This window comes from Kineothrix alysoides, assembly GCF_000732725.1.
Lineage (GTDB): Bacteria > Bacillota > Clostridia > Lachnospirales > Lachnospiraceae > Kineothrix > Kineothrix alysoides.
Map to the genome: position 1 here is coordinate 397,585 of NZ_JPNB01000003.1, position 21,180 is coordinate 418,764.

Here is a 21,180-nt window from a genome sequence, read left to right on the forward strand (position 1 = left end):
TGTATAACATGATTGCCGAGTATCCACTACCCGGTAGCCCTACTCTTTATTATACACTATGATATTTTAGATGCAAAATTAACATTATATAAAATATATAAATTTTATTTATTAATTATACCTATAAATATCTGCCGTCCTATTCACTTACCTCTTCTATTTTCCAATGATTCATCATCATCCATATGACTGTTCCCCCACTCGCACAAACATTGTAAAACCGGCATAAGAGTCAATCCCCTCTCAGACAGCGAATACTCCACCTTCGGCGGAATCTGAGAGAACTCCTTACGCACGATCAAATCATCCGCTTCCAGCTCCTTCAGCTGCGTGCTAAGCATCTTATGTGTAATCGTCTCAAGCGAGCGCTTCAGCTCCCCATACCGCAACACATCCCTCTTCCAAAGCCAAAACAATATATGCATCTTCCATTTACCATCGATCAACGACATCGCATACGCAAAAGGCCTCACATTCACCTCACCATTTGCCCCACAGCTTTCCATCCCTTTTCTCCCTTCCAACCAATTGTCGAAATACACTACCGTAACCTCCAAGTGCCGTTTCACCACCTTGAGCGAGCCTTTCTTTGGCGGCTTTGTTTTCTGTTCCGTTAAGTAAGCGGCTTGCATTTTCTTAATGAAACCTTCAACCACCAGGGTAAACACCGCACGGATGCGGTGTTTAGGCAGCATAGCACATGGATGTGCGTTGCTGCCGCCCCGTCCGTTACCACCGCATCCCCGGTTTCATTTAGAAAATGCAGCCGCGCACGCCGGAACAGAAAACAAAGCCGCCGAAGAAAGGCTCTCACACCCTCCCTCAACTGCACTCACCCCCACCCATATTTCACAATTCCCACTCTCTATTTCGATAGTATCTCACCCAAAAGTGCATACTTGCAGTTTCACGCATATCAATGTATCATACAAATAATGAATCATCAAGGAGGAATATTCGATGAAAAAAGAAATTGAAGTTTTTAACTATGCAAATGAGATTATGAGCGGCGTGAAGACGGGCGTCTTATTAACTACGAAAACAGATGACAAAGTAAATTCCATGACCATATCCTGGGGAACGCTGGGTATTGAGTGGGGCAGGCCCATCTTTACAGTGTTTGTCAGGGAAGGCCGTTTTACGAATTCCCAGCTGGAGAAAAATGCGGAGTTCACAATCAACGTGCCCTACGGCGATTTCGATAAAAAGATTTTGGGCTTCTGCGGCGCGAAATCCGGCCGGGACGTGGATAAGATAAAGGAACTGGACTTAACTCTCGAAGCTCCCGCAAAAACTTCCGTACCGGGCATCAAGGAACTTCCCCTTACACTGGAATGTAAAGTACTCTATAAGAATAAGCAGGAAGGCAGCAAGCTTCCGGAAGAAATCAATAATGCATTTTATCCGCAGGACGTGGACAGCAGTTTCCACGGTTCGAACAAAGATTACCATGTCGCTTACTGCGCTGAAATTGTCAGCGCATATATCATAGCGTAAGCGGGGCACATACGAGATAATTTGAACTTATTTACCGGTATATCATAGGCGGAGCCTTACCGGTCCGCCTATGGTATATTATGTATAGGAAAGGCTCCGTATTTGGTCATGGAAGCCTGCGAAGCACACTTTTGTTCTTTCTGCCTCATCAACTGCCAAAGCTGTTCTCCTGCAGAAACAGCTTCATCGCCGGCTCGGTCCTCTTTCTTCATTTCTTCCTCCGGCCCGTCAAAAGCTTTAAGGAGTTTGTCCCATTCTTTTTGCGTAAATGACTGGCTCCCTATCTGGAAGCTCGGCTCCGTATCCCCATTTTTTACCTTTTCGAGTATCTCCTCTTTTTTGTCGCGAATCTGCTGCATAAAGTCCGATGTCCGGTTATCCTTCTCATCTCCGCACTTTTCCCGCAGCTTCTGACAAAATCCGCTTTGTTCGTCATAACCGTTTCTCAATCCCGTTATCGCCATATCATTACCCTCTTCAAAGAAACCGCCATCCATAGCACAATTTACATCCTTGTACTATTACTATCGGTATCTTTCCCCAATTAATTTAGCTTTTCAGGCTTATTGGAAATATAGCAGAAATATGTTAAAATATTGGCAATATTAAGGCTTAGACAATCTACGATTCCAATGAATTGCGAGGAGAAGGTTATGTTAAAGGAAGAACGCCATCAGCATATTTTAGATGTTCTATATTCTTCCGGAACGGTGAATGTGGAGGAACTGGCACATAATTTCCGGTTGTCCAGAGACACCATCCGAAGGGATTTGAGCGAATTAGAGGAACAGGGAATCTTAAGGCGGGTGTACGGCGGCGCTATTGCACAGAAGCGGCAGCCGTTAGCTTTGGATGCAAGGAAGAATCTGGAAAGAACCGAAAAATACATGGTCGCCAAAAAGGCCACCGGCCTCGTCCGCCCATATTCTCTCATCGCGGTGGACGGCGGCACGACAAATACACTGTTCGCCTCGCTCATGCCGATTTCCATCACCCTGCGCGTGGTGACTAACAGTTTCCCGGTTGCGGAAGAGCTTCGTAAGCGCCCCAACATAGATGTCACCTTTCTGGGAGGACATTACAACAAGGAATCTCAGACTACCGTGGGCGAGACCGTCTATCAACAGCTAAAGGAATTTCGCTTCGACCAATGCTTTCTGGGTGCCTACGCGGTAGATGCACAGGGCGGTATCTCGGTGCCCTATCCCTTTGAGGACGAAACCTCTGTAAAACGGCTTCTTGTGGAAAACAGCTCGGAAATCAATGTCATGTGTTCCTGCTCAAAGTTAAATAAAATTTCTAACTATATTATCTGCCCCATCGATGCCGCAGACAGAATTATTTGCGAGCATCCGGTCACAAAACAGATGCAAACAAAGTATAAGAATAAAATCTGCTGGTGACGCAATCTTGAAGTATCAAAGACAATGCTTATAATGATAGATATCAGGTGGTGATATTATGTTCAAAATTGGAGAATTTTCAAAACTGACACAAGTTTCAATACGAATGCTCCGATACTATGACGAGATAGGACTTTTAAAGCCCGCAGAAATTGATAAATGGACAGGGTATCGTATGTACAGCGCTTCACAAATACCCGTTCTTAACAGAATCGTATATCTGCGCGACAGTGGATTCAATGTTTCAGAAATTGCCTCCGCCCTTAACAAAAAAGATGATAAATTGCTTGTGGAACAGCTCGATGAAAAATATTCTGAAATAGAAAAATCAATTCAAAATGAACGGGAAAAACTAAGAAAAATAGAACTTGCTAAAAAAGAAATTCAAAACGAAAAAAACGAAATGCACTATAATATTTCCATTAAATCCATCCCCGGTTATCAAGTCCTCTCCCTGCGCAGGGTAATAGCAGACTACTATGCGGAGGGCGGGCTATGGAAGGAGTTATCCACTTTTGCCGCAGATAACCAGATTAATTTATCAAATGATACTTTCTCTATTTATCACGATATCGAGTACAAAGAAACTAATGTCGATGTTGAGCTATGTGCTCCTGTGAAAAAATATGGCAGAGATACTGATATTTTTATATATCGAAACACCGAGCCTGTACCGGTCATGGCTTGCACAATGGTATATGGTGATTTTTCTAATATCGCCGGAGCATATGCGGCTTTCGCCGAGTGGCTGCAAACGAACAGCCGGTACAAGATGTCCGGTCAAACGCGGCAAATTGTGCATCGCGGACCATGGAATGAAAATAATTCTGAAAAATATCTGATCGAACTCCAAATACCATTGGAAACCTTATAATCAACTCGTCTTGCATTTTTGCAGGACGTTTTTTTATTTCCTTGACCCTCACATGATGTGAGGGTTTACGCTGTACCCACATCAAATATAAGGAGGATATTCATATGAGTAATTTAGCAGTACATTCCATTGGAAAGATTTGCAGCAATGAAAACGGTACATTTATTGAGGTGGATAAAAATTATATTCCGGCTTTACAAGCGCTGGATGGTTTTAGCCATATCAACGTACTTTGGTGGTTCAGCGAATATGATGACGAAAGATCACGCTCGGTACTGCAAACAGAGCAACCCTACAAAGGAGCTCCGGAAATAATGGGAATTTTTGCTACAAGATCACCTATACGTCCTAATCCGATAGCTTTGACCGCAACAGAAATCATTCAAATCGACTTTGAAAAAGGCATTATCCAAGTTACCTTTATTGACGCAAATGACAAAACACCCGTGCTCGACATCAAGCCCTACACACCCAGTCTTGACAGAGTGGAAAATCCCGATGTCCCTGCATGGTGCAGCCAGTGGCCGAAAAGCACGGAAGAATCCGGCTGCTTTAATTGGGAAAAAATTTTTAATTTTTGAAAATATTTTATAATAGAATCATTACCTTGCTGAATGCCGCACTCCTAAAACAGCATTCAGCAAGGCACTTCCGCCTATTTGAAAGGCAAAGCCAACTCCCTCTTCCCTTCATTGCAATATCATTCTTATTCGCAGATATCTTCGTGCAGATTTTATCTATCTCCGAAAATACTGCGTTTTCATCCTCTTGAATATAAAACATGCAAAAACGCGCAAGATATATGCTTGATACTACACCATGCAAGTGCTACGGTAAATATAATGCATTATCCCTTATTACAGCCATGGTGATAAGCAATTGTAAAAATATAACTTACTCGAAAGGGGCAGAATTTTAAAATGAACACAAATGTAAAGAAAGACGAACGCTGTCTGCGCGTCGGCGTCCTGGGGTGCGGCATTATCTGTCAGGCGGCTCATCTCATCGGAAGCAGTAAGGCAAAAAATATTCATTTGCAGGCAATTTGTGATGTTTCTGAAGAGCTCTTAAATAAAATGGCCGCTGTTTACGAACCGGACAGCATCTATACAGATTATGAGAAAATGCTGGCTGATTCCGCTGTGGAGGCCGTCATCATCGGAATCGGCGACCAGTTTCATGTGCCCTGCGCAAAGCAGGCTATTTTAGCAGGCAAACATGTTCTTTTAGAAAAGCCGATGGGAGTTTCCATCGAGGAATGTTTGGAGCTGAAAAAACTGGCGGAGGAAAGGGGCCTTCTTTTGCAAGTTGGGCATATGAAACGATATGACGAGGGACTCCAATATGCGAAACGCTTCAAGGAAGAGAAAATGGGCGAAATCACTACCTATAAAGGCTGGTACTGCGACAGTATCGGACGTTATACTCTCACCGACAATGTCATGCCCATCCTTTACTCCAGCTCATCTATGAAAAAACCGGAGGGGAATCCAAAAGCCATGCTGGACCGTTACTATCTTCTCGGACACGGCAGCCATCTGTTCGATACTTCCCTATACTTTATGGGGCCCATTCGAGACGTCTGTGCCCGCTACATTCATAAGGAAAATCTTCACTCGTGGCTTATCGACTGTAATTTCGAAAGCGGCGCCATCGGAAGCCTGGACCTCACGGTAGCGATTGCCCAGCACTGGCATGAAGGCTGTGAGATTTACGGCACAGAGGGAACCGTCTATGCAAAGACATTTAATCCTTGGGAATTCCGCTCCTCCGTTGTAGAATGCTTTGATAAATCTACGGAAACTGCTTTCACTCCTGCTGCCTTTGACGGGCAGTTCTACCGCCGGGAGCTGGAGGGATTTGCGGAGAGCATCTTGGAGAAAGTTCCATGCACAGGTGCTACCGCACAGGACGGTATTATGATTATGCAGGCGTTAATCGCTACTTACCAGTCCGTGCAAGAAGGCGGCACATGGGTGAAGCTTAAAGATGTAAAGGGAGGATTATAAGGAATGGAACTAGGAATTTTTTCCCGCACTTATGAAACAGATAATATAGAAGAGACCTGCCTAAGAATGAAGGCTGAGAGACTTGTTCATACGCAGTTCAATCTGCTGAACGCCGGAATGCCTACACTGCCGGAAACTTTCGACGAGAAGAAAATCGAAGAAATAAAGGAGATAACCGGTAAATATGGAATCCTATTGGATGCGCTTTCCGGCACCTTCAATATGATTGACCCTGATAAAGAGGCAAGAAAAGCAGGATGTCTGCAATTCGAAACCCAATGCCGTATTGCCCGTATGCTGAATATCCCCATCGTCACCCTCTGTACCGGCTCTAAAAACAAGGAGAGCAAGTGGAAATGGCATGAAGATAACGAAAAGCAATCCTCTTGGGATGATTTGATGCGTTCTACAGAGACTATACTAAAATATGCCGAGGACAATCACATTGTTCTTGGTGTGGAGACGGAAGCCAGCAATATTATAGACACACCGGAAAAAGCCCGCAAATATTTGGACTGCGTCGGAAGTCCCAATATTAAAATCATCATGGACGGCGCCAACCTCTTTCGAAAAGAGCAGGCGGACGATATGTCTCGTATCCTGCAAGAGGCCTTCGACATCTTAGGAAAAGATATTGTTCTGGCCCATGCCAAAGATTTTACGGCAAAGGAAAATATGGAATTCGTCGCAGCCGGGGAAGGAATGCTGGATTTTAAGCTCTATGTATCCTTACTGCAAAGGAGCTGCTATAGCGGCGCTCTCATCATGCATGGACTGTCGGAAGCACAAATTCCCGGAAGCCGGAAGTTTTTAGAGGAGATCATTGCAAATGCGTGAGTTCATACACCAAGGTTTAAAGCTGGAATATGAAGTGTCGGGAACAGGGATTCCATTTCTATTTCTTCACGGAATGGGCGGAAGCACCAATCAGATTCATTCCACCTACCAACCGTCACATGACATACAGCTAATCGCCATGAACCAGCAAGGGCATGGCGGAAGTGAAATGGACCGGGAACACCTGGATTTCAATCGTCTGGGCGACGACGCTATCTCGCTGCTGGATCATCTGCATATCGAGAAGGCTTATCTTGCAGGCATCTCTATGGGCGCTGCCGTCAGCCTGAATGCTGCCTCCAGATATCACGGCCGCATTATGGGACTTCTTCTGATCCGAAACGCTTGGACGGACAAGCCCATGTCCGATGAGGTAAGAACAGCTTACCGCGACTTGGGAATGTCACTGAAAAGCGGAGGCCCGGAAGCATTTTACCGAACGGAGGGCTGGAATATCGTAAAAGAGTGCTCTTCTTATACAAAGCAGGCCTTCCTTTCCCCATTTTTTGAGCCTGCCTCCGTAAAGAACTGGCAGAAATACTTGATTCTTCCGGACAAGGCTCCGGTAGCCTCACTCACTGACCTCACTATGCTGAATATCCCGGTCACCATACTGGCAAACAGAAATGACCTATGCCATCCCTACGAATATGGAGAATACCTGCATACGCATATCCCCGGCTCCGCATTTGTTGAAATCCCCGACAAAGACGGGGACAAAGCTGAACATAACGCTATGATTAACCAAGCGCTTCGTTCGCTCCTTCACATAAGTACGTAATCTGCGCATACCAGCTTCTTTCCGTTTGGAAGCAGATATTCGCTGCCAAAAATTTTGCCGTAGCCTATGGACTGCATAGCTGCAGTAAGGCCATCTTCCTCTATTTCGTGATGTACCTTGGCTATGCCGTCAAAAGAATGAAGATAAGGGGAATCGGAAACAAACCCCTCGTCCATGTTCCCTTGAATAATACACGATATATAAGGAGCTTCTACTGTCTCTGCCACATGAAGAAATCCATCATAACCGATATATTCTATCACCAGATCCGCAACGATTAAATCACAGTGCGGAAGCGTTATGTCATCCGATAGCAAATCGACGCATAGCGGAGAAAACATATCCGAAAGATCAGGGTAGCGGTAAAGGCACTCCGTTAAGTATTCTTTGTTGATGTCAACACCGTAAACCCTATGTATCTTCTGTGCATCTATATGCTCCAGACCATTTCCTCCGGCAATTCCCAAAATCATTATGTCGGACACCGGGTAACGGTAAAACTGGGCCTTCATCATCTCGTTCAGCGCTTGAAGCTGCTTGACGGAAGCCAGGCTCATATGCTTTTCATAATCGGTTAAATCAATTTCTTCCCACGGATTCATTGCTCTCTCCCTTCTTCCTTTTCCGCAGTTTCAGTTCCACATTCTGCTTCGATGCCTCCTCTTTAAAAAGCTTCTCCGCATAAGCGGCCCTTTCCTTCACGGACAGATGCTCTTTCCCTTCGATATCGGAAAGCTGTCCCATGATTTCTTTTATATCTTTCAATTCCAACAAATTTACCGCGACACAAAAAAATGTTTTCTTCCTACCGTCATTGTACTCGGATATCAGAAGCTTCAAAATCTCATTCTTCTCTACCTGCTCGTCGTTATAGGCCTCCATCCCGATTTGCTTGAATTTTTCCATATCACTCATTTGATTTTTATGCGTAATAAAAGAGTCAAATGAATCGACTCCTTCATATTTCCCACAAGGGAAACCATCGCATTGGAAGCAGTACCCCGGCTTATGACGGGATAAGCTGCATCGCGCGACTGCACACCCCTGATTGCCCTCTCCGCGACCGCAGCCGGGGCAATAGTTGCCCAAGTACATGGGGCAAAGCCCGCAATTCAGTCCGCATAAGGAAAACCACGGATTCGTTCTGTAAAAGTCCTTCATTTCCCAATCCCTCTCTCAAAATACAAAGGCTAAACTATATCCAAGATGATAAAATATTAACGGAAAGGTTCCCCTTCCGGCTCAGTTTAACAGCTTACTGCCCTTTTCACAGATTTCATAAATCTCGTCAAGCTTTTCTTTAATCAAAGGGTTCACCGCCTTGGATCGAATTTCCACCAGCCTCTTGAAGAAAAATACCGGAAGAAGCCAGCCCGTGAAGGCCGGTATCGCAAGCAGGATGCAGAGAACAATTCTAGGCGGCTGTGCTGTTACCGCAAATACCGAGCCTGCCATACATGCCGTACTAATAATTCCTACTGCAAGCGCGAGGACTATCGCCAAAATGCTTCTGGACTTTTCCAGTTTTTCAATATCCCTTACACAGGCCTCAAACTTTCTTTGAAGTCCGCTCAATTCCATTTTGTTCATTATCTCCCGGTTCCGCTTCAGGTATAGAGTTACCTTGTTCCGATTGGGATGATAAGCGGTACGCCTATTACCTCTAAGAACTTTCTCGCTCCTATTGGTGTCTATTTCCCACCCGAAATTCTTATACCCGTCAATTAAAAAGGAGGTCTTCGATGTATCCGCAGACACCTCCATATATTCATATCCCACAAATTCCTTATTCTGCTGATTCATCTCACTCATAGCCATTCTGCCTTTCCCCTATGCCGCCATCCCAATTTATACGAACACATCTGCTAAGGACAGTATGACAAATATAACCGTTAATGTACAGACTAAAATTTTATTATCTGAGTTTAAACTTGTCGTTACTGTTCACTCCGTTCTCAGTAACATCTTGTTATCGTCAACATCTTTAATGTATTCCGTGCCCTCAATACTTTTTGTATCTTACCTTAAATCTTCCATTATTGAGTATTGTATTGTTTGTAACTTATACCCCAACCGTTAATATTAATATTTAACAATCTCTCCTCTCTTTAATTCTTCCTCAGCCGAAACAATCACCTTGCTATCCTTATCAATAGTCCCTTCCTCCAATGCCGCGAATCTATCATTCTGGTCCGTTACTTTCACACTTACCTTCTCCACATACAACTCTACACCCAAAATACCCTCCCGTTCTTTTACCTCAAATACATAATGCCTTTCCTCTTCTTTATACAAAGCTTCCACAGGAACACACAGCTCATGACTCTCTCCCTGCACGCTTACGCTCATAGTACCGGAGGTTCCCGGACTTGCCTCTTTTTCAGGAAGATTCATAAACACATCATAGCTCCCCGGACTGACATCACTTTCCTCAAGATAATCCACCGTCACCTCCCGGCTGGCTTTTCCTCCAAGCTTGACCTTTACCTTGTCCCCCATATTCACATATTTTTTCTGCCCCTTTTCCAAGGTCACCTTGAATCGGCAGGGAACCGTATCATCCGTAAACAAAAGAGCCGCCGTATCCGGTGTCCTTCCGCCCACTATAATGGGAATATCCGTAATAAATCCTCCTGTCTGAGCAGTAATCGTTCCTCCCTGCTTCATAATCTGCTTATATTCACCGATATCTTCCTGCAAGACTGCAAGCTCCAGCTGATAAATGGACAGAGCAGAATCCGGCTGTCCCGGTAAAAGAGCGTCCTCCACCCCTCTTTCTTCCTGCTTTAACGTGCTGCTTCTATCCACATAGGCATCCTCCCTCATATCTTCCGCATCGTCTAATATTTCCTGAAGATTTTTCGTCTGATTCTTCCAATTCTCATACGCACTGTCCTCATCACTAAAATTGGGTTCTGCTACCTTATTTCTTTCATGAACAGTAAGCTCATCCCTTAAATTATTCAACTGCGTTTTTGCTTCCTCAAGTGCTGCCTTTTCTTCTTCTGTTTTTGTTCCTTCCGCAGTTTCCATATCCGTTACTATTCTTTCCTGCGCCGTAATCTTATCGAGTAATTCATATTCTTTGTTCAGCCATGCGTTATATGCATCCCACGCCTTTTGCCTATCCTCGTTTGAGGTCACACTCGCCGGATTATTCAAATGACTTTGCAGGCTGCCGTCTGCCTTGCTCTTGTCCTCCTCCGCCCGCCCTACCGCCGTACCTGTTTTACTGTCCGCAGATGTGTAGTCTTCTTTCGCCCTCTTCTCCTCTAACTGCCGCTTCTGCTCCTGCAAGGCTTGATTAGCCTGTAAATCGGAAATCTGATAGTTCAGTTTGGTTATTGCTGTTTCTTTTTCCCTTATTATTTCCTGCAAATCCCCAATATCTACTTGAAATAAAGGCATTCCTTTTTCTATCCGGTCCCCTCTTTGTACAAAGATATTCTCTATCCGCAGTCCCTCAAGCACCGTTACCGCCTGCTTTCCGCCTTCTACCGTGATACCTTCCTCCTCCACAATATGCTCCACATACTTCTTTTCAGGCGTGCCAGTCTGCACTACAGGCAAACCTGATACATAGATACTTTTGGATATAATGGTACACAGCCACATAAATACTAAAAATATGGCAAAAGCAATTATCCATTTTTTGAATCTGCCGGTTTGTAAATTTGTGTCTGCCAAATCTACTAGGCTTTTCTTTTCATACATATTTCATCTACCTCAACCCGAAATATTTTCTATGCTTTTAATCCGGAATAAATAATACCTTGTTCCAAATAATCCTGACCTATCATAAATACAAATACCGACGGCAACAGCATCAAAATAGAAGCGAGGAATGCATATCCCGCCTGATCCCACGTGATTTCAGGCAAATACAGAGACAAAGGCCAAAGCGCCTTATCCTCCAGGAAAGCCATAGGCTGTTCCATCATATTCCAGTACTCCAAAAATCCTAATACCATGGCCGAAAGCATACCGCCTTTTCCAAGCGGCAAGCCTATTTTCAGAAATAAGTATTCTTCTCTTGCTCCGTCCATTCTGGCCGCCTCTAACAGTTCTATTGGAATTGCCCTAAAACCTCCATAGGTAAGAAAAATAGGAAACGTACTAAAGACTGCCGGCAATATCACTGCCATATGGGTGTTCAAAAGAGAAAACCTATTCATCACAAGATAGCTGGACAGCATCGTCACCTGAAAAGGCAAAAGCATCAGAACGATGTAAAGCGCAAAAAGCACTTTGCTTCCTTTTACTCTATACACGGCAAACGCCCATGCGGCAGGTACTCCCACCAGCAGCTGCCCTGCCAAGATTAACGCTGCCAATTTCATTGAGTTCCAGAACAGTACAAAAAACTGCGGCGTGAGAAATAACAGCTTTGCGTAATTTGAAAAAGTCGGATAGTCAGGAATAAGCTTCCACGAAACAAATCCGGTACCATTCGAAAGAACCGGCGAAAGATAATCCTTTAATTCGTTACTTCCCATAACCGATCCTGTTACCAATAAAAAGATCGGAATACATACGAAAATCCCCGGCAGAAGAAGCAGCGATGACGTCACCGCCCTTATTGCTGCCCCTTTCATTCTTCGGAATTTCCTCATGCTTTCAATTTTATTGCATATACATAAGGTTTTTGTTCGTATCCTCTTCATAGACCTTCTCAACCTTCCTTTTTATCCCAGAAGTATTGTAACAGCATAATTACCAGAAAGAGGAAGCCTCCTACACATATCGCTGCTGCCGCCATTTTGTCAAACTCCATATTTACGAACCAGTTATTAAACAGATGCTGAAGCAGATAAATATCCTTTGCCGGATAGGCGCCTGCCACCAGATAGGCTTCTCTGTAAATCTTAAAGGAATTTAAAAAGGAAAGGATTACTATCGTATAAAGGCTTCCCTTCAGGTTCGGGAGAACAATCCGAAAAAAGCACTGCGGGCCGGTGGCCCCATCTACTTTAGCAGCCTCTAAAAGCGCATTCGGTATTCCTAATATTCCCGCCAGCCATAGCACTACCGTATACCCCGTATTTTTCCAGATATAGCTGAACACCAGTACCCAGAAAGCCGCACCGCCTCCAAGATAATCCGTATGAACCTCTCCCCAAAGTCCCGTCCATTCTCCCAGACGGCTTAAGTATAGATTCAGGAACCCCTGCTTATAAAAAAACAGCTTCCAAACGATGACCACTGTTGCCGTAGGCATGGCGAGCGGAAACAGATATAAAGACTTTATGACTCCGGCATCCTTTCGCCGGGAAAGAGGCACCGCGATAAGAAGCCCCGTTATTGTGAGCAGCGGAATACACACACCGGTAAACCGCAATGTGTTTTTTACCGCCAGCAAAAATGCCTGGTTGTTAAAAATAGTCTTATAATTTTGAATACCATTAAACCGGCCGGTGACTGCCGTCGTAAAGGACCTTCCGAATACATCGAAAAAGGGCAGTATGACAAACAGAAGCACGCCTGACAGGCTAAATGCCAGGAACCGGAGGAAAGCCCTCCGCTCCCTGACCGACCTTTTGTAGGTTCTAAATTCCTTCACCGCTTCCTCCAATTATTCTACGTAATTCCCCTCACCGAATACGAAATCCTGTCCGTCTGCCATTTATTCGGCCATGTAAATAGCCACCTTTTCCACAATGGCGCTCACTGATTCCTCCAGACTCTTTCCGCCTTGCATGTAATTGATTCCTTCCTCACATACCGAATCCTCCAGCACAGTATCTTTCACATAAGGAGTGTCTGCCTTTGCCATCCAGTCTCTCAATTTTTGAAGCTGCCCTTCATCCACCCAATACACATCCAGAGAAACCATCATTCCGTCCCCATCGGACATTCCGATAGAACCGTAAAGTCCGTCTTCTCCCATATTTTCTTCCTTGGGTACAAAGCTTTCCTCAAAGGCCGCTTTATTTACCGCAAGACCGTTAAACAGCGACACCTGGTTCTCCTTTCCTAAGAGAACCTTAAGCAGCTCCTGTGCCATTTCCGTATTAGCTGAAACTGCACTGATCCCAATAAGTGTTTTTGGTATGAATACGTTCGTACTCTGTCCGCTTACCGGAAGAAGTACATTATCCTCGAAACCTTTCACCCTCTGTACGGAATTGAGTGTAGCATAACTATAGGGATCGGATAAGGTCCCCAATACCATATTGGTCATTCCTCCTATGTAACCCATTTCATCCATAGCTCCGAAGTAATCCCATTCTTCTCTGGTCGTTGCATATTCCGTCATATAATAATCATTTACACTGTTATAACGATCGATATCCTTCTCCGACGCACCTTCCATCTGAGCATCATAGACTCTCTTTACCTCTGTCAGGAATTCTGAAACGGCTGTTTCATCAATCCCTCCATTCTTTGTTTTCCATGCAGGAGATGAAATCATGGCCAATAACCGAATAATCCCTCTCTCCGAATAGATATCCAGCAATCCACCTTCCTGGTTGTCCTCACGAAGTGCTTCCATCGCATCCGCTATGCCCTTCATATTCTTCATCCCGGAGACGTATTTCTCTTTCCCCAATACGAGCGGAAGCTGTACTTCACAAGGAATCGTATAAATCCCGCCATTTTTCTTAAATGCGTCTGTAATATTGGAAAACAGCTCTGCATCTCCCGTCAGACCACTCAGGCAGGTACTTAAATCCAGTAACATCCCTTTTTCGATATAGGAATCCAATGGCATATTATCAAGTACAAGCAAATCAGGCCCTTCCCCGGCCATAATCTGCGTATTCAGTTTCTTCAGCGCATCATCTCTCATAACGGAGTTATCATCACCCATTCCAATCTCATAATCGACAAAAACATCCGGATTTTCGGTCTGATATATGGAAATTGCCTGACTCATGGTGTCGTTTTCTTTTAAGCTGTAAACCTTTAGCTTTTCACTTGGTGTTGATGGTATATCCGCATTGTATACATAATGCACCAGCTTACCGCCTGAAAAAAGGGTCAAAAATTCATTATTTTCCAGTGCGACCATTCCAATCAATCCATCGGCAGGATTGCTGAAGCTGGATAAGTTTCCGTCAATGACCTGCTCTATGGCGCTTCCCCCGATAACATGGCGATGCAGTCCTTTTTTTCCTGCCATGTAAAGAACTCCGTCCTCACCAGTAAAGAAATATAAATCATAAGTACCGAATCCGTACCTTTCTCTTTGGGTATAATTCTCCAGAACAAAATCGTTTAAAACCTCATCCTCTACATATTCTTCTTTGGCCATATCATAAATTAATATCCCATTGGCATAAGCGTAACCATCTATGATCATGAGATCACCTTGAAGCTGTATCATCTCAGGGCGTTCTTCTACCGTAAGAAATTTCTCACTGCTGCCATCCTCATTTACTTCATAAATGATTTCTCCCAAGGTGGTTACGAAAATCCTGCCGGAATCCGCAATCCATATTCCATAAGGGTATTTCTCATCTTCCGTCAAAGAAAACTGCGCTTCTATCCGGGTTCCGTCCGGCTTTACGATCATACATACAGGATGAAGCTGAAACAACTCATCAGAAGCCTCACCGTTATCTTCTCCCTCTCCGCTCACTTCACTTCCGGTTTCTCCGACGTCTGCTTCCTTCCCGGCTTCCCCTCCATCCGTTTCTACCGCATTCGCTTTTGTAAGCGCCTCCTCTAAGTCTGTCTCTTCCCCGGAGGAGGAACTGGCATCATAAATAACGCCCGTTGTTCCGTCTGCACCTATCGCAATATCCATGATATAAGCATCTTTGGCCTGCAGTGCCGTAAACCAGTCTGTCTCTTCCGGATTCCATGTAATGCCGTTATCTTCGGATTTAATCTGTCCCATATAGTAATCCGCAATGATGAGCTTCCCATCGGACAGCTTCGCAATGCCATCCGGTCGGTAACAGTATTCCGACAGGTCTGTCACATTCTCTACATACCGTCCCATCCCCTTACTGCCTTCTCCGGTCGCCGATACACTGTCTTCTATCTGAGCTGCCTGCTCTGCATCTCCGTTAGATGACCCCATTGTCATATCTTTGGCTCCGCAGCCCGCTGTCGAAAGTATCATTGCTCCGGTGAGAAACAGGCTTATCAGTCTTTTCCTAAAAAATTCCCTTTTCATTGTTATTCTCCCTATTATTCTGGCTTTTCTTACCTAACTTCATTGATTGAAATAATATCTGCATAAAAATCATTTCCGTCCCAATTGCCTGTCATATGCAAAATCATACCCTTTTTAATGTCCTCAAAGGATCCTTCTCTGCTTTCTACATTCCCTCCCCCATCTCTGATTATATTAAATTCATACTCCGCTCCAACATTAAAATATATACTCAATATGTTTTCATTTCCATCCTCCGAGGCAGGTGACACGGCAATCAGACCATCCTCCGTGTCCATTGTAAATATCTGGCTGACCGTTGCACTATTATCGCCAACACCTTTTACCATACCACTTATTTCTTCCTTTACACTTTGACTGTCTGAATTATTTTCTGTGCTATTCTTTTGCTTCTGTGCTTCCGTATCTGTATCTTCTGTTTTTGTATCTGTACCTTCCGTTTTTTCTGCTTCTGTATCTACAATAATATCTTCTGTTTCACTATTCTTTGTTCTACTGTTCTGCGTTCCACTATCTTCTGTCTCCATCGATACTTCATCTTCCATAATTTCTGCTTCAAGAGATGCCTCTTCTTCTGTCTTACTTTGGCAGCCTGCAGCCAAACAAAGCGCTGCAATCATCAGTCCTATAATAATCTTCTTGTTTTTCATTACCTTTTCTCCTTTTACATCTTTAATCAATTGCCAATTGCAAGACTCATATCTTATGCCACTTTATGTACAATTTCGCGACCTTACAAAAGCTCTCTTCATGATGCTTATCATAACAGACCATTCTCTAAAGTTTCTCTAAGGTTAAAATTTATTTAAATTCGGTATTCCCTTATACGGCAATTTAAGTTTTAGAGAATATTTAAAGATTTCTATGTTACTATAGTGATAGTATTTACATTCCAATTAAGAGGTCATATCAACATGAGAATTTTACTTGCCGAAGACGATATAAACTTAAATCATACTCTTTCCTATCAGCTAAATGCTCAAGGATTTGCTGTAGATTCCTGTTTTGACGGAGAAGAAGCCTTATTTTGGGCCAAAGAAAATATTCATGATGTCATTCTGCTCGACCGCATGCTCCCCATGATAGAGGGCACCGATGTACTGCAAAACTTGCGCCAGGAAGAAATCGCCATTCCGGTAATATTAATTACCGCTTTAGGAGCTCTGTCCGACAAGGTAGAGGGGTTGAATATGGGAGCAGATGATTATCTGGTCAAGCCCTTCGCCTTTGAAGAACTTCTGGCCAGAATTTATTGCGTAACGAGACGCTCTCCCATCCTGGCTAAGGATAATAAATTTATTTTATCTGATGTTACTTACTCTCCCGAAGAAAACATTTTAACAGGACCAAAGGGAAATTGCTCCCTTTCCAAGAGAGAAGGCACTTTGCTGGAAGCCTTTTTACGAAACCAGGGGCAGACTCTTTCCAGAAGCACACTGTTATTAAAGGTATGGGGACCAGAAAGCGATGTGGAAGACGGGAATCTGGATAATTATATCCATTTTTTACGCAGACGGCTTCTGGCAATCGGAAGCAGGCTCCAAATCAAGACGATTCGGGGGATAGGCTACTGCCTGAAGGAAGGAGCTGCTAATGTTTAAAAAAGTTCATTTTCGCCTGACACTCATGTGCGGCGGCATTACAACATTAATATTGGTGATTATGACGCTGGGCTACTTATACATATCCGAGAAAAATTTAAAAGATACCCAGCTTCTTTCCTTTCGAAATAATATGAATACCGTTACTGCCAATTTAGAGCAGCAGTCTGTCATTACGCATGAATGGCTGTCCAAACTGGAGGATAACGGTAAATATATGATTTTTCTGATGGACAATGACATTCCCTTTTTATTTAACAGCCGTTCCACACATGCGGATGTGGAGGAATTGTATACAGCGGCCTTTGCCTATTATCGGAATAGCTTTTCCATAGAGATGACAGCGCCTTCACTCTATCACTCCATTCATACAGAATTTATCTTTAGCTCTGCAAGCAAAGAAGAATATTATGCTTCCGTCATCACCTTGGAAAAAGGAAAAAATATACTGCAAATGCTGGTGCTTTCGCCGCTGACCCCAGTGAAGGAGCAACTTTTTAATCAGCGCCTTCTTTTTCTGGGAATCATTTCCTTTGTTCTGATTATTCTGTGGATACTTTCTTATGCTTTTACTAAAATACTTCTGAGACCGATAGAAGAAAACAGGAAAAATCAGATTCAGTTCGTAGCCTCTGCCTCCCACGAACTGCGTACTCCTCTGGCTGTTATCCTTTCCTGTCTGGAAAGCTTTAAGCAAGCGCCTGAAAATAAAAAAGAGACGTTTCTTAATATCATAGAATCTGAATCCAGGCGCATGTCGACCCTTGTTGACGATATGCTGGACTTATCCCGCTCGGACAACCACAGCTTTTCTATCGAAAAGGAAAGCGTAGAATTAGATACACTTTTGTTGAACTCCTATGAAGCGTTTGAGCCTATGGCAAAAGAAAAAAACCTGACACTGTCCATCTATCTGCCGGAGGCTGCTCTTCCCCTCTGTATCTGCGATAGGAACCGCATTAGACAAGTAACTGCCATCCTTTTGCACAATGCGGTAAGCTATACTCCCGCAGGCGGAACCGTAAGCCTCTCTCTTCATCTGAAAAAGAAGCATTTTTTTATTACCGTCATCGATACGGGAATCGGTATCCCTGACGATGAAAAGGAGAAGATTTTTCACCGCTTTTACCGAAGTGAAAAATCCCGAAGTGCCAAGGGGCACTTCGGGTTAGGTTTATGCATTGCTTCTGAAATTGTGAAGGCACATAACGGTACCATCGAAGTTATCGATACGCCGGGCGGCGGCTCGACCTTTAAAGTACGGCTTCCGGTACTTTAGCCACGGATAACGGCAAAGTTTTAAATTTTATCCTGCACCTTGAATTTCGCTCGGTTCGCCGCTGCCAAGGTTTTTTCGTCTGTCTGCTCGATATCAGATATAAATTGGATGCCTATAACGCACACCTTTTTCATGATCCGTTGCACACTCTAGGCAATTTCTTCTGTCAAAATACGAAGATACTTGTCGAAGCCGGCTTGAGTCGTCACGAGCAGGGAAACGATGATATCTCTCATCAGCTTTCAACTAATCACAAATCTTCTGTACCCTTCCAACGATTCCGCCTTCTAGCATCACCTTTATTCCTCTTGGGTGATTCGCTGAATTGGTAAGTAATCTCTGTACAATACCTTCTGTTAGTTTTCCTGTTCTTTGGTCTTGTTTCTGTACCACAAGCACCTTTGCACCTATTTTAATATTACTTCTAACTGTTCCATCCATCGTTTTATCCCCAATCCCTTTTTCAATTTATGTTCCACATTTACAAATTAAATTGCCGACATTTTCATCATATTGGCTAGAACGAATTAAGTTCTGCAATCCTCTTGGCATACCCGGTTGGAATCACTTCTAACTTTTTTCATTCTGTCCTTATAGTCATCCGGCATAAAAAGCACCCACTAAATATCCTACTATATGAAACTCATTGATACTTTTTGCCGTTGAGAAAACGGAAATCGCAGTAATCATCGCCCGCTGCCAGTGTCTTCGTTCGAATGAAACTCACTTTAGGCCGCAAAGTGCCATATACGAGGACATCGTTTTCACAGAAGTGCTGGCAAAGCTCCGGACAGCCAAAAAGCGCGGTGGTATCGCGGTATACACAAGCCCTGCAGTCGAAAGCGATTTTCTCTTCATCTTTTTGCAGCCAATGGACATCCCAGCCAATATTAGGATAGTTCCTATCCATTACTTTTTGACATAACGCACAAAACAAAGAATAGAAAAAAGGTAATCGCGAGAGACGTTGAAAAATACGGCCTGCCTTTTGCACATGGGCGTGCATAACCCCGACGATGAACGTGCGCGCTTCATCCTTCGGCACACCATTTTCCTGCATGACCTGATAACAAGAAATCATCGGGAGCAGGTTTTGATTCAAATGCTGACGGATTGCTGTATTCCCCCTGTCGTCTACACTGGAAATCATTGTTAACAGGCGTTCGCCTGCCTGCACGTAGATGCGTCCTCCTTTTTCTTTGCCGTATTTATGGCAAAACTCCGTGTAGACATCGGAAATGATACTTTTGTTAAATACTCGTCCATATTCTGTCAAACTGATTTACCTTCCTTTATCATTTTCTAAATGAATCCGTCTCTATTAAAAAGACCTATCTTGCCAAATTCCTGCTGCAGAGACAATCCGCCAAAGGAGATATTTATACCATAATCTTGAAATACTTCAAGCTCAAATAAATCCTAATAAAACTTTTTGGAAAGACTTACATCCTTCACAGCTATACATACGCCCTGCAATCATCAAATTGGAAGTTGTAGACTTCAAGTATACTTATAAGCTTTACTTATTCTTTAAATTTGATGATTTGGTCTTTGTATTAATTTGTGTAAACGGATTTCTTTTTCCCCTACTAGTCCTCCACATTAAATTGCAAACAGACTTTTTTCATTAATTCTGCGACCGACCGAGTCCCATCATTTACAAAGACCTTATATCCTAGCAATTCACATCGTTCCCTTACTGCTTCTGAAAATAAAATATCCCGATTCATCCAGTTCATAAATGCTTTTTCCTTATCACTACAACCATCAAGTACATATGGAACCCATTCTCTTTGTCTGTAATGTGAGATTTGAAACTCTGGTGTTGGCGTAATATTAACATATCGTTGTTTCGCAACATTATGCTTTTTCATCAAGTTTGGAGTAAACGCTGCTCCTTCTGTTATAATTCTACTATGATCCGAAATGCTATTAATTTCTTCTAATATAAATTCAAAGATTTCTTCGTAAAACTGCAATTCTTCTATATTTTGTTCCACTGGATTCCGCATCCACGTTTCCTCCGGTGTCATAGTGCTTTGCTTCATGCAAATTGGTTTACCTGCTTCCGCCCCCATTTGCGTGTATTTATCTAAATAATCATCTACTTTATAATAATATAAATTATATTTTTTAGAAATCGCTTCCGCAATAGTGCTTTTCCCACTGCACGGTGATCCACCTATATAATATATGTCTATCATCTAATAATCCTTCCATTCTGTTTTTAGATTTATTTTCTGACATATTTTAAATATCCATTTTCTGGTACCTTTCCTCTTTATAAATAATTTTGAATTCAAACTACACGATAAGTTCCTATTTATTGTCGAACACATGCACTATTGCGCTTATCATATCACATTGTTTTATATAAGAAAAGACGTATCTTCCGCTGAAGGAAAGATATGTCTTTTAGGATTAATAGTGGAAAAGTTTTTGCAATCAGCAATCAATTTATTTCCTGTATGGTGTGACATTCCGGCTTCCTCAATATTCTATTAAAACACTACCAAGTAAAAAACTAAGATTATTTAAATTGCCTTCTTGATAAATCTCTATTTATCTACATGATATATTTGAGATTAATGATATCCAACTTTTCCACATAAAAAAAGATAGCTTCTCCTTGACGGAAATCTGTCTCTTTCTGTGTCATTAGGTCAAAATAGATATGCTCATATTAATTGATTTACGTTATGCACAGCTAGTTTAGTCTGTTTATGATTTCGTAAACACCGTCTACAACATTCCTGCATTGGTTTCATTTAACC

At 43.0% G+C, this 21,180-nt stretch carries 22 protein-coding genes; 9 read left to right on the forward strand and 13 right to left on the reverse strand.

Going from position 1 to position 21,180, the window contains the following annotated elements:
- Positions 1 to 143: 143 nt before the first annotated feature.
- Complete coding sequence (locus CC90_RS0121695) at positions 144 to 695, reverse strand: winged helix-turn-helix transcriptional regulator (RefSeq protein ID WP_330373277.1); 552 nt, start codon at positions 693 to 695, stop codon at positions 144 to 146.
- Between the two features lie 265 nt (positions 696 to 960).
- On the opposite strand from CC90_RS0121695, the gene CC90_RS0121700 reads away from it, so the two are divergent.
- Positions 961 to 1,497, forward strand: a complete 537-nt coding sequence (locus tag CC90_RS0121700; RefSeq protein ID WP_031392796.1) for a flavin reductase family protein — start codon at positions 961 to 963, stop codon at positions 1,495 to 1,497.
- A 68-nt stretch (positions 1,498 to 1,565) separates the two neighbouring features.
- On the opposite strand, the gene CC90_RS0121705 is transcribed toward CC90_RS0121700, so the two are convergent.
- On the reverse strand, positions 1,566 to 1,994 hold the full coding sequence (locus tag CC90_RS0121705; protein WP_031392797.1) for a hypothetical protein: 429 nt from the start codon (positions 1,992 to 1,994) through the stop codon (positions 1,566 to 1,568).
- 156 nt (positions 1,995 to 2,150) lie between these two features.
- Between CC90_RS0121705 and CC90_RS0121710 the strand changes: the two genes are divergently transcribed.
- The 6 genes from CC90_RS0121710 (at position 2,151) to CC90_RS0121740 (ending at position 7,401) form a co-directional block, all read left to right on the forward strand.
- Positions 2,151 to 2,900 carry a DeoR/GlpR family DNA-binding transcription regulator gene (locus CC90_RS0121710; RefSeq protein WP_051869962.1) on the forward strand — a complete coding sequence of 250 codons (750 nt, stop codon included), beginning with the start codon at positions 2,151 to 2,153 and terminating at the stop codon, positions 2,898 to 2,900.
- 58 nt (positions 2,901 to 2,958) lie between these two features.
- Positions 2,959 to 3,774, forward strand: coding sequence for a MerR family transcriptional regulator (locus CC90_RS0121715; protein ID WP_031392799.1), 816 nt, complete (start codon positions 2,959 to 2,961; stop codon positions 3,772 to 3,774).
- Positions 3,775 to 3,878: 104 nt separating this feature from the next.
- Positions 3,879 to 4,355, forward strand: coding sequence for an SAM-dependent methyltransferase (locus CC90_RS0121720; protein ID WP_031392800.1), 477 nt, complete (start codon positions 3,879 to 3,881; stop codon positions 4,353 to 4,355).
- A gap of 339 nt (positions 4,356 to 4,694) precedes the next feature.
- Complete coding sequence (locus tag CC90_RS0121730; RefSeq protein ID WP_031392802.1) at positions 4,695 to 5,783, forward strand: Gfo/Idh/MocA family protein; 1,089 nt, start codon at positions 4,695 to 4,697, stop codon at positions 5,781 to 5,783.
- Positions 5,784 to 5,786: 3 nt separating this feature from the next.
- Entirely contained in the window at positions 5,787 to 6,620 is an 834-nt protein-coding gene (locus CC90_RS0121735; protein WP_031392803.1) for a sugar phosphate isomerase/epimerase family protein, read from the forward strand.
- Positions 6,613 to 7,401: an alpha/beta fold hydrolase gene (locus CC90_RS0121740; protein ID WP_031392804.1), complete on the forward strand. Its 789-nt coding sequence runs from the start codon at positions 6,613 to 6,615 to the stop codon at positions 7,399 to 7,401. The genes CC90_RS0121735 and CC90_RS0121740 overlap by 8 nt, the downstream gene beginning before the upstream one ends.
- Here CC90_RS0121740 and CC90_RS0121745 read toward each other — a convergent pair.
- The 8 genes from CC90_RS0121745 to CC90_RS0121780 form a co-directional block, all read right to left on the reverse strand.
- Positions 7,386 to 8,003, reverse strand: coding sequence for a methyltransferase domain-containing protein (locus tag CC90_RS0121745; RefSeq protein WP_031392805.1), 618 nt, complete (start codon positions 8,001 to 8,003; stop codon positions 7,386 to 7,388). The genes CC90_RS0121740 and CC90_RS0121745 overlap by 16 nt on opposite strands.
- On the reverse strand, positions 7,981 to 8,562 hold the full coding sequence (locus CC90_RS0121750) for a DUF3795 domain-containing protein (protein WP_031392806.1): 582 nt from the start codon (positions 8,560 to 8,562) through the stop codon (positions 7,981 to 7,983). The genes CC90_RS0121745 and CC90_RS0121750 overlap by 23 nt, the downstream gene beginning before the upstream one ends.
- Positions 8,563 to 8,643: 81 nt before the next feature.
- Positions 8,644 to 9,219 carry a hypothetical protein gene (locus CC90_RS0121755; RefSeq protein WP_330373278.1) on the reverse strand — a complete coding sequence of 192 codons (576 nt, stop codon included), beginning with the start codon at positions 9,217 to 9,219 and terminating at the stop codon, positions 8,644 to 8,646.
- Positions 9,220 to 9,483: 264 nt separating this feature from the next.
- Positions 9,484 to 11,115 (reverse strand): hypothetical protein, encoded by a 1,632-nt coding sequence (locus tag CC90_RS0121760; RefSeq protein WP_031392808.1) that lies wholly within the window; start codon positions 11,113 to 11,115, stop codon positions 9,484 to 9,486.
- Positions 11,116 to 11,144: 29 nt separating this feature from the next.
- Positions 11,145 to 11,996, reverse strand: coding sequence for a carbohydrate ABC transporter permease (locus tag CC90_RS0121765; RefSeq protein WP_242843373.1), 852 nt, complete (start codon positions 11,994 to 11,996; stop codon positions 11,145 to 11,147).
- A gap of 77 nt (positions 11,997 to 12,073) precedes the next feature.
- Complete coding sequence (locus CC90_RS0121770; protein WP_031392810.1) at positions 12,074 to 12,961, reverse strand: carbohydrate ABC transporter permease; 888 nt, start codon at positions 12,959 to 12,961, stop codon at positions 12,074 to 12,076.
- 63 nt (positions 12,962 to 13,024) lie between these two features.
- A complete protein-coding gene (locus tag CC90_RS0121775) occupies positions 13,025 to 15,526 on the reverse strand; it encodes an ABC transporter substrate-binding protein (protein WP_031392811.1) in 2,502 nt (833 codons plus the stop codon).
- A 29-nt stretch (positions 15,527 to 15,555) separates the two neighbouring features.
- Positions 15,556 to 16,176 carry a hypothetical protein gene (locus tag CC90_RS0121780; RefSeq protein ID WP_031392812.1) on the reverse strand — a complete coding sequence of 207 codons (621 nt, stop codon included), beginning with the start codon at positions 16,174 to 16,176 and terminating at the stop codon, positions 15,556 to 15,558.
- Between the two features lie 264 nt (positions 16,177 to 16,440).
- Here CC90_RS0121780 and CC90_RS0121785 point away from each other — a divergent pair, with 264 nt between their 5' ends.
- Both CC90_RS0121785 and CC90_RS23495 read left to right on the forward strand, forming a co-directional pair.
- On the forward strand, positions 16,441 to 17,127 hold the full coding sequence (locus CC90_RS0121785; RefSeq protein WP_031392813.1) for a response regulator transcription factor: 687 nt from the start codon (positions 16,441 to 16,443) through the stop codon (positions 17,125 to 17,127).
- Positions 17,120 to 18,406 carry a sensor histidine kinase gene (locus tag CC90_RS23495; protein ID WP_051869963.1) on the forward strand — a complete coding sequence of 429 codons (1,287 nt, stop codon included), beginning with the start codon at positions 17,120 to 17,122 and terminating at the stop codon, positions 18,404 to 18,406. Before CC90_RS0121785 ends, CC90_RS23495 begins: the two co-directional genes overlap by 8 nt.
- Positions 18,407 to 18,652: 246 nt before the next feature.
- Here CC90_RS23495 and CC90_RS0121800 read toward each other — a convergent pair whose 3' ends face one another.
- From CC90_RS0121800 to CC90_RS0121810, 3 genes are all read right to left on the reverse strand, one after another.
- On the reverse strand, positions 18,653 to 18,847 hold the full coding sequence (locus CC90_RS0121800; RefSeq protein ID WP_031392815.1) for a YwbE family protein: 195 nt from the start codon (positions 18,845 to 18,847) through the stop codon (positions 18,653 to 18,655).
- Between the two features lie 202 nt (positions 18,848 to 19,049).
- Positions 19,050 to 19,682 (reverse strand): L-2-amino-thiazoline-4-carboxylic acid hydrolase, encoded by a 633-nt coding sequence (locus CC90_RS0121805; protein ID WP_031392816.1) that lies wholly within the window; start codon positions 19,680 to 19,682, stop codon positions 19,050 to 19,052.
- Positions 19,683 to 19,995: 313 nt separating this feature from the next.
- Complete coding sequence (locus CC90_RS0121810) at positions 19,996 to 20,610, reverse strand: adenylate kinase family protein (RefSeq protein ID WP_031392817.1); 615 nt, start codon at positions 20,608 to 20,610, stop codon at positions 19,996 to 19,998.
- Between the last annotated feature and the right edge of the window lie 570 nt (positions 20,611 to 21,180).

What these genes read in the sequence shown, in the direction of transcription:
- CC90_RS0121810 (WP_031392817.1), bottom strand. Translation starts at nt 20,610, where the DNA reads ATGATAGACATATATTATATAGGTGGATCACCGTGCAGTGGGAAAAGC.
- CC90_RS0121800 (WP_031392815.1), bottom strand. Translation starts at nt 18,847, where the DNA reads ATGGATGGAACAGTTAGAAGTAATATTAAAATAGGTGCAAAGGTGCTT.
- CC90_RS23495 (WP_051869963.1), top strand. Translation starts at nt 17,120, where the DNA reads ATGTTTAAAAAAGTTCATTTTCGCCTGACACTCATGTGCGGCGGCATT.
- CC90_RS0121735 (WP_031392803.1), top strand. Translation starts at nt 5,787, where the DNA reads ATGGAACTAGGAATTTTTTCCCGCACTTATGAAACAGATAATATAGAA.
- CC90_RS0121720 (WP_031392800.1), top strand. Translation starts at nt 3,879, where the DNA reads ATGAGTAATTTAGCAGTACATTCCATTGGAAAGATTTGCAGCAATGAA.
- CC90_RS0121730 (WP_031392802.1), top strand. Translation starts at nt 4,695, where the DNA reads ATGAACACAAATGTAAAGAAAGACGAACGCTGTCTGCGCGTCGGCGTC.
- CC90_RS0121695 (WP_330373277.1), bottom strand. Translation starts at nt 695, where the DNA reads ATGCTGCCTAAACACCGCATCCGTGCGGTGTTTACCCTGGTGGTTGAA.
- CC90_RS0121765 (WP_242843373.1), bottom strand. Translation starts at nt 11,996, where the DNA reads ATGAAAGGGGCAGCAATAAGGGCGGTGACGTCATCGCTGCTTCTTCTG.
- CC90_RS0121750 (WP_031392806.1), bottom strand. Translation starts at nt 8,562, where the DNA reads ATGAAGGACTTTTACAGAACGAATCCGTGGTTTTCCTTATGCGGACTG.
- CC90_RS0121755 (WP_330373278.1), bottom strand. Translation starts at nt 9,219, where the DNA reads ATGGCTATGAGTGAGATGAATCAGCAGAATAAGGAATTTGTGGGATAT.
- CC90_RS0121705 (WP_031392797.1), bottom strand. Translation starts at nt 1,994, where the DNA reads ATGGATGGCGGTTTCTTTGAAGAGGGTAATGATATGGCGATAACGGGA.
- CC90_RS0121775 (WP_031392811.1), bottom strand. Translation starts at nt 15,526, where the DNA reads ATGAAAAGGGAATTTTTTAGGAAAAGACTGATAAGCCTGTTTCTCACC.
- CC90_RS0121780 (WP_031392812.1), bottom strand. Translation starts at nt 16,176, where the DNA reads ATGAAAAACAAGAAGATTATTATAGGACTGATGATTGCAGCGCTTTGT.
- CC90_RS0121745 (WP_031392805.1), bottom strand. Translation starts at nt 8,003, where the DNA reads ATGAATCCGTGGGAAGAAATTGATTTAACCGATTATGAAAAGCATATG.
- CC90_RS0121715 (WP_031392799.1), top strand. Translation starts at nt 2,959, where the DNA reads ATGTTCAAAATTGGAGAATTTTCAAAACTGACACAAGTTTCAATACGA.
- CC90_RS0121785 (WP_031392813.1), top strand. Translation starts at nt 16,441, where the DNA reads ATGAGAATTTTACTTGCCGAAGACGATATAAACTTAAATCATACTCTT.
- CC90_RS0121700 (WP_031392796.1), top strand. Translation starts at nt 961, where the DNA reads ATGAAAAAAGAAATTGAAGTTTTTAACTATGCAAATGAGATTATGAGC.
- CC90_RS0121710 (WP_051869962.1), top strand. Translation starts at nt 2,151, where the DNA reads ATGTTAAAGGAAGAACGCCATCAGCATATTTTAGATGTTCTATATTCT.
- CC90_RS0121760 (WP_031392808.1), bottom strand. Translation starts at nt 11,115, where the DNA reads ATGTATGAAAAGAAAAGCCTAGTAGATTTGGCAGACACAAATTTACAA.
- CC90_RS0121740 (WP_031392804.1), top strand. Translation starts at nt 6,613, where the DNA reads ATGCGTGAGTTCATACACCAAGGTTTAAAGCTGGAATATGAAGTGTCG.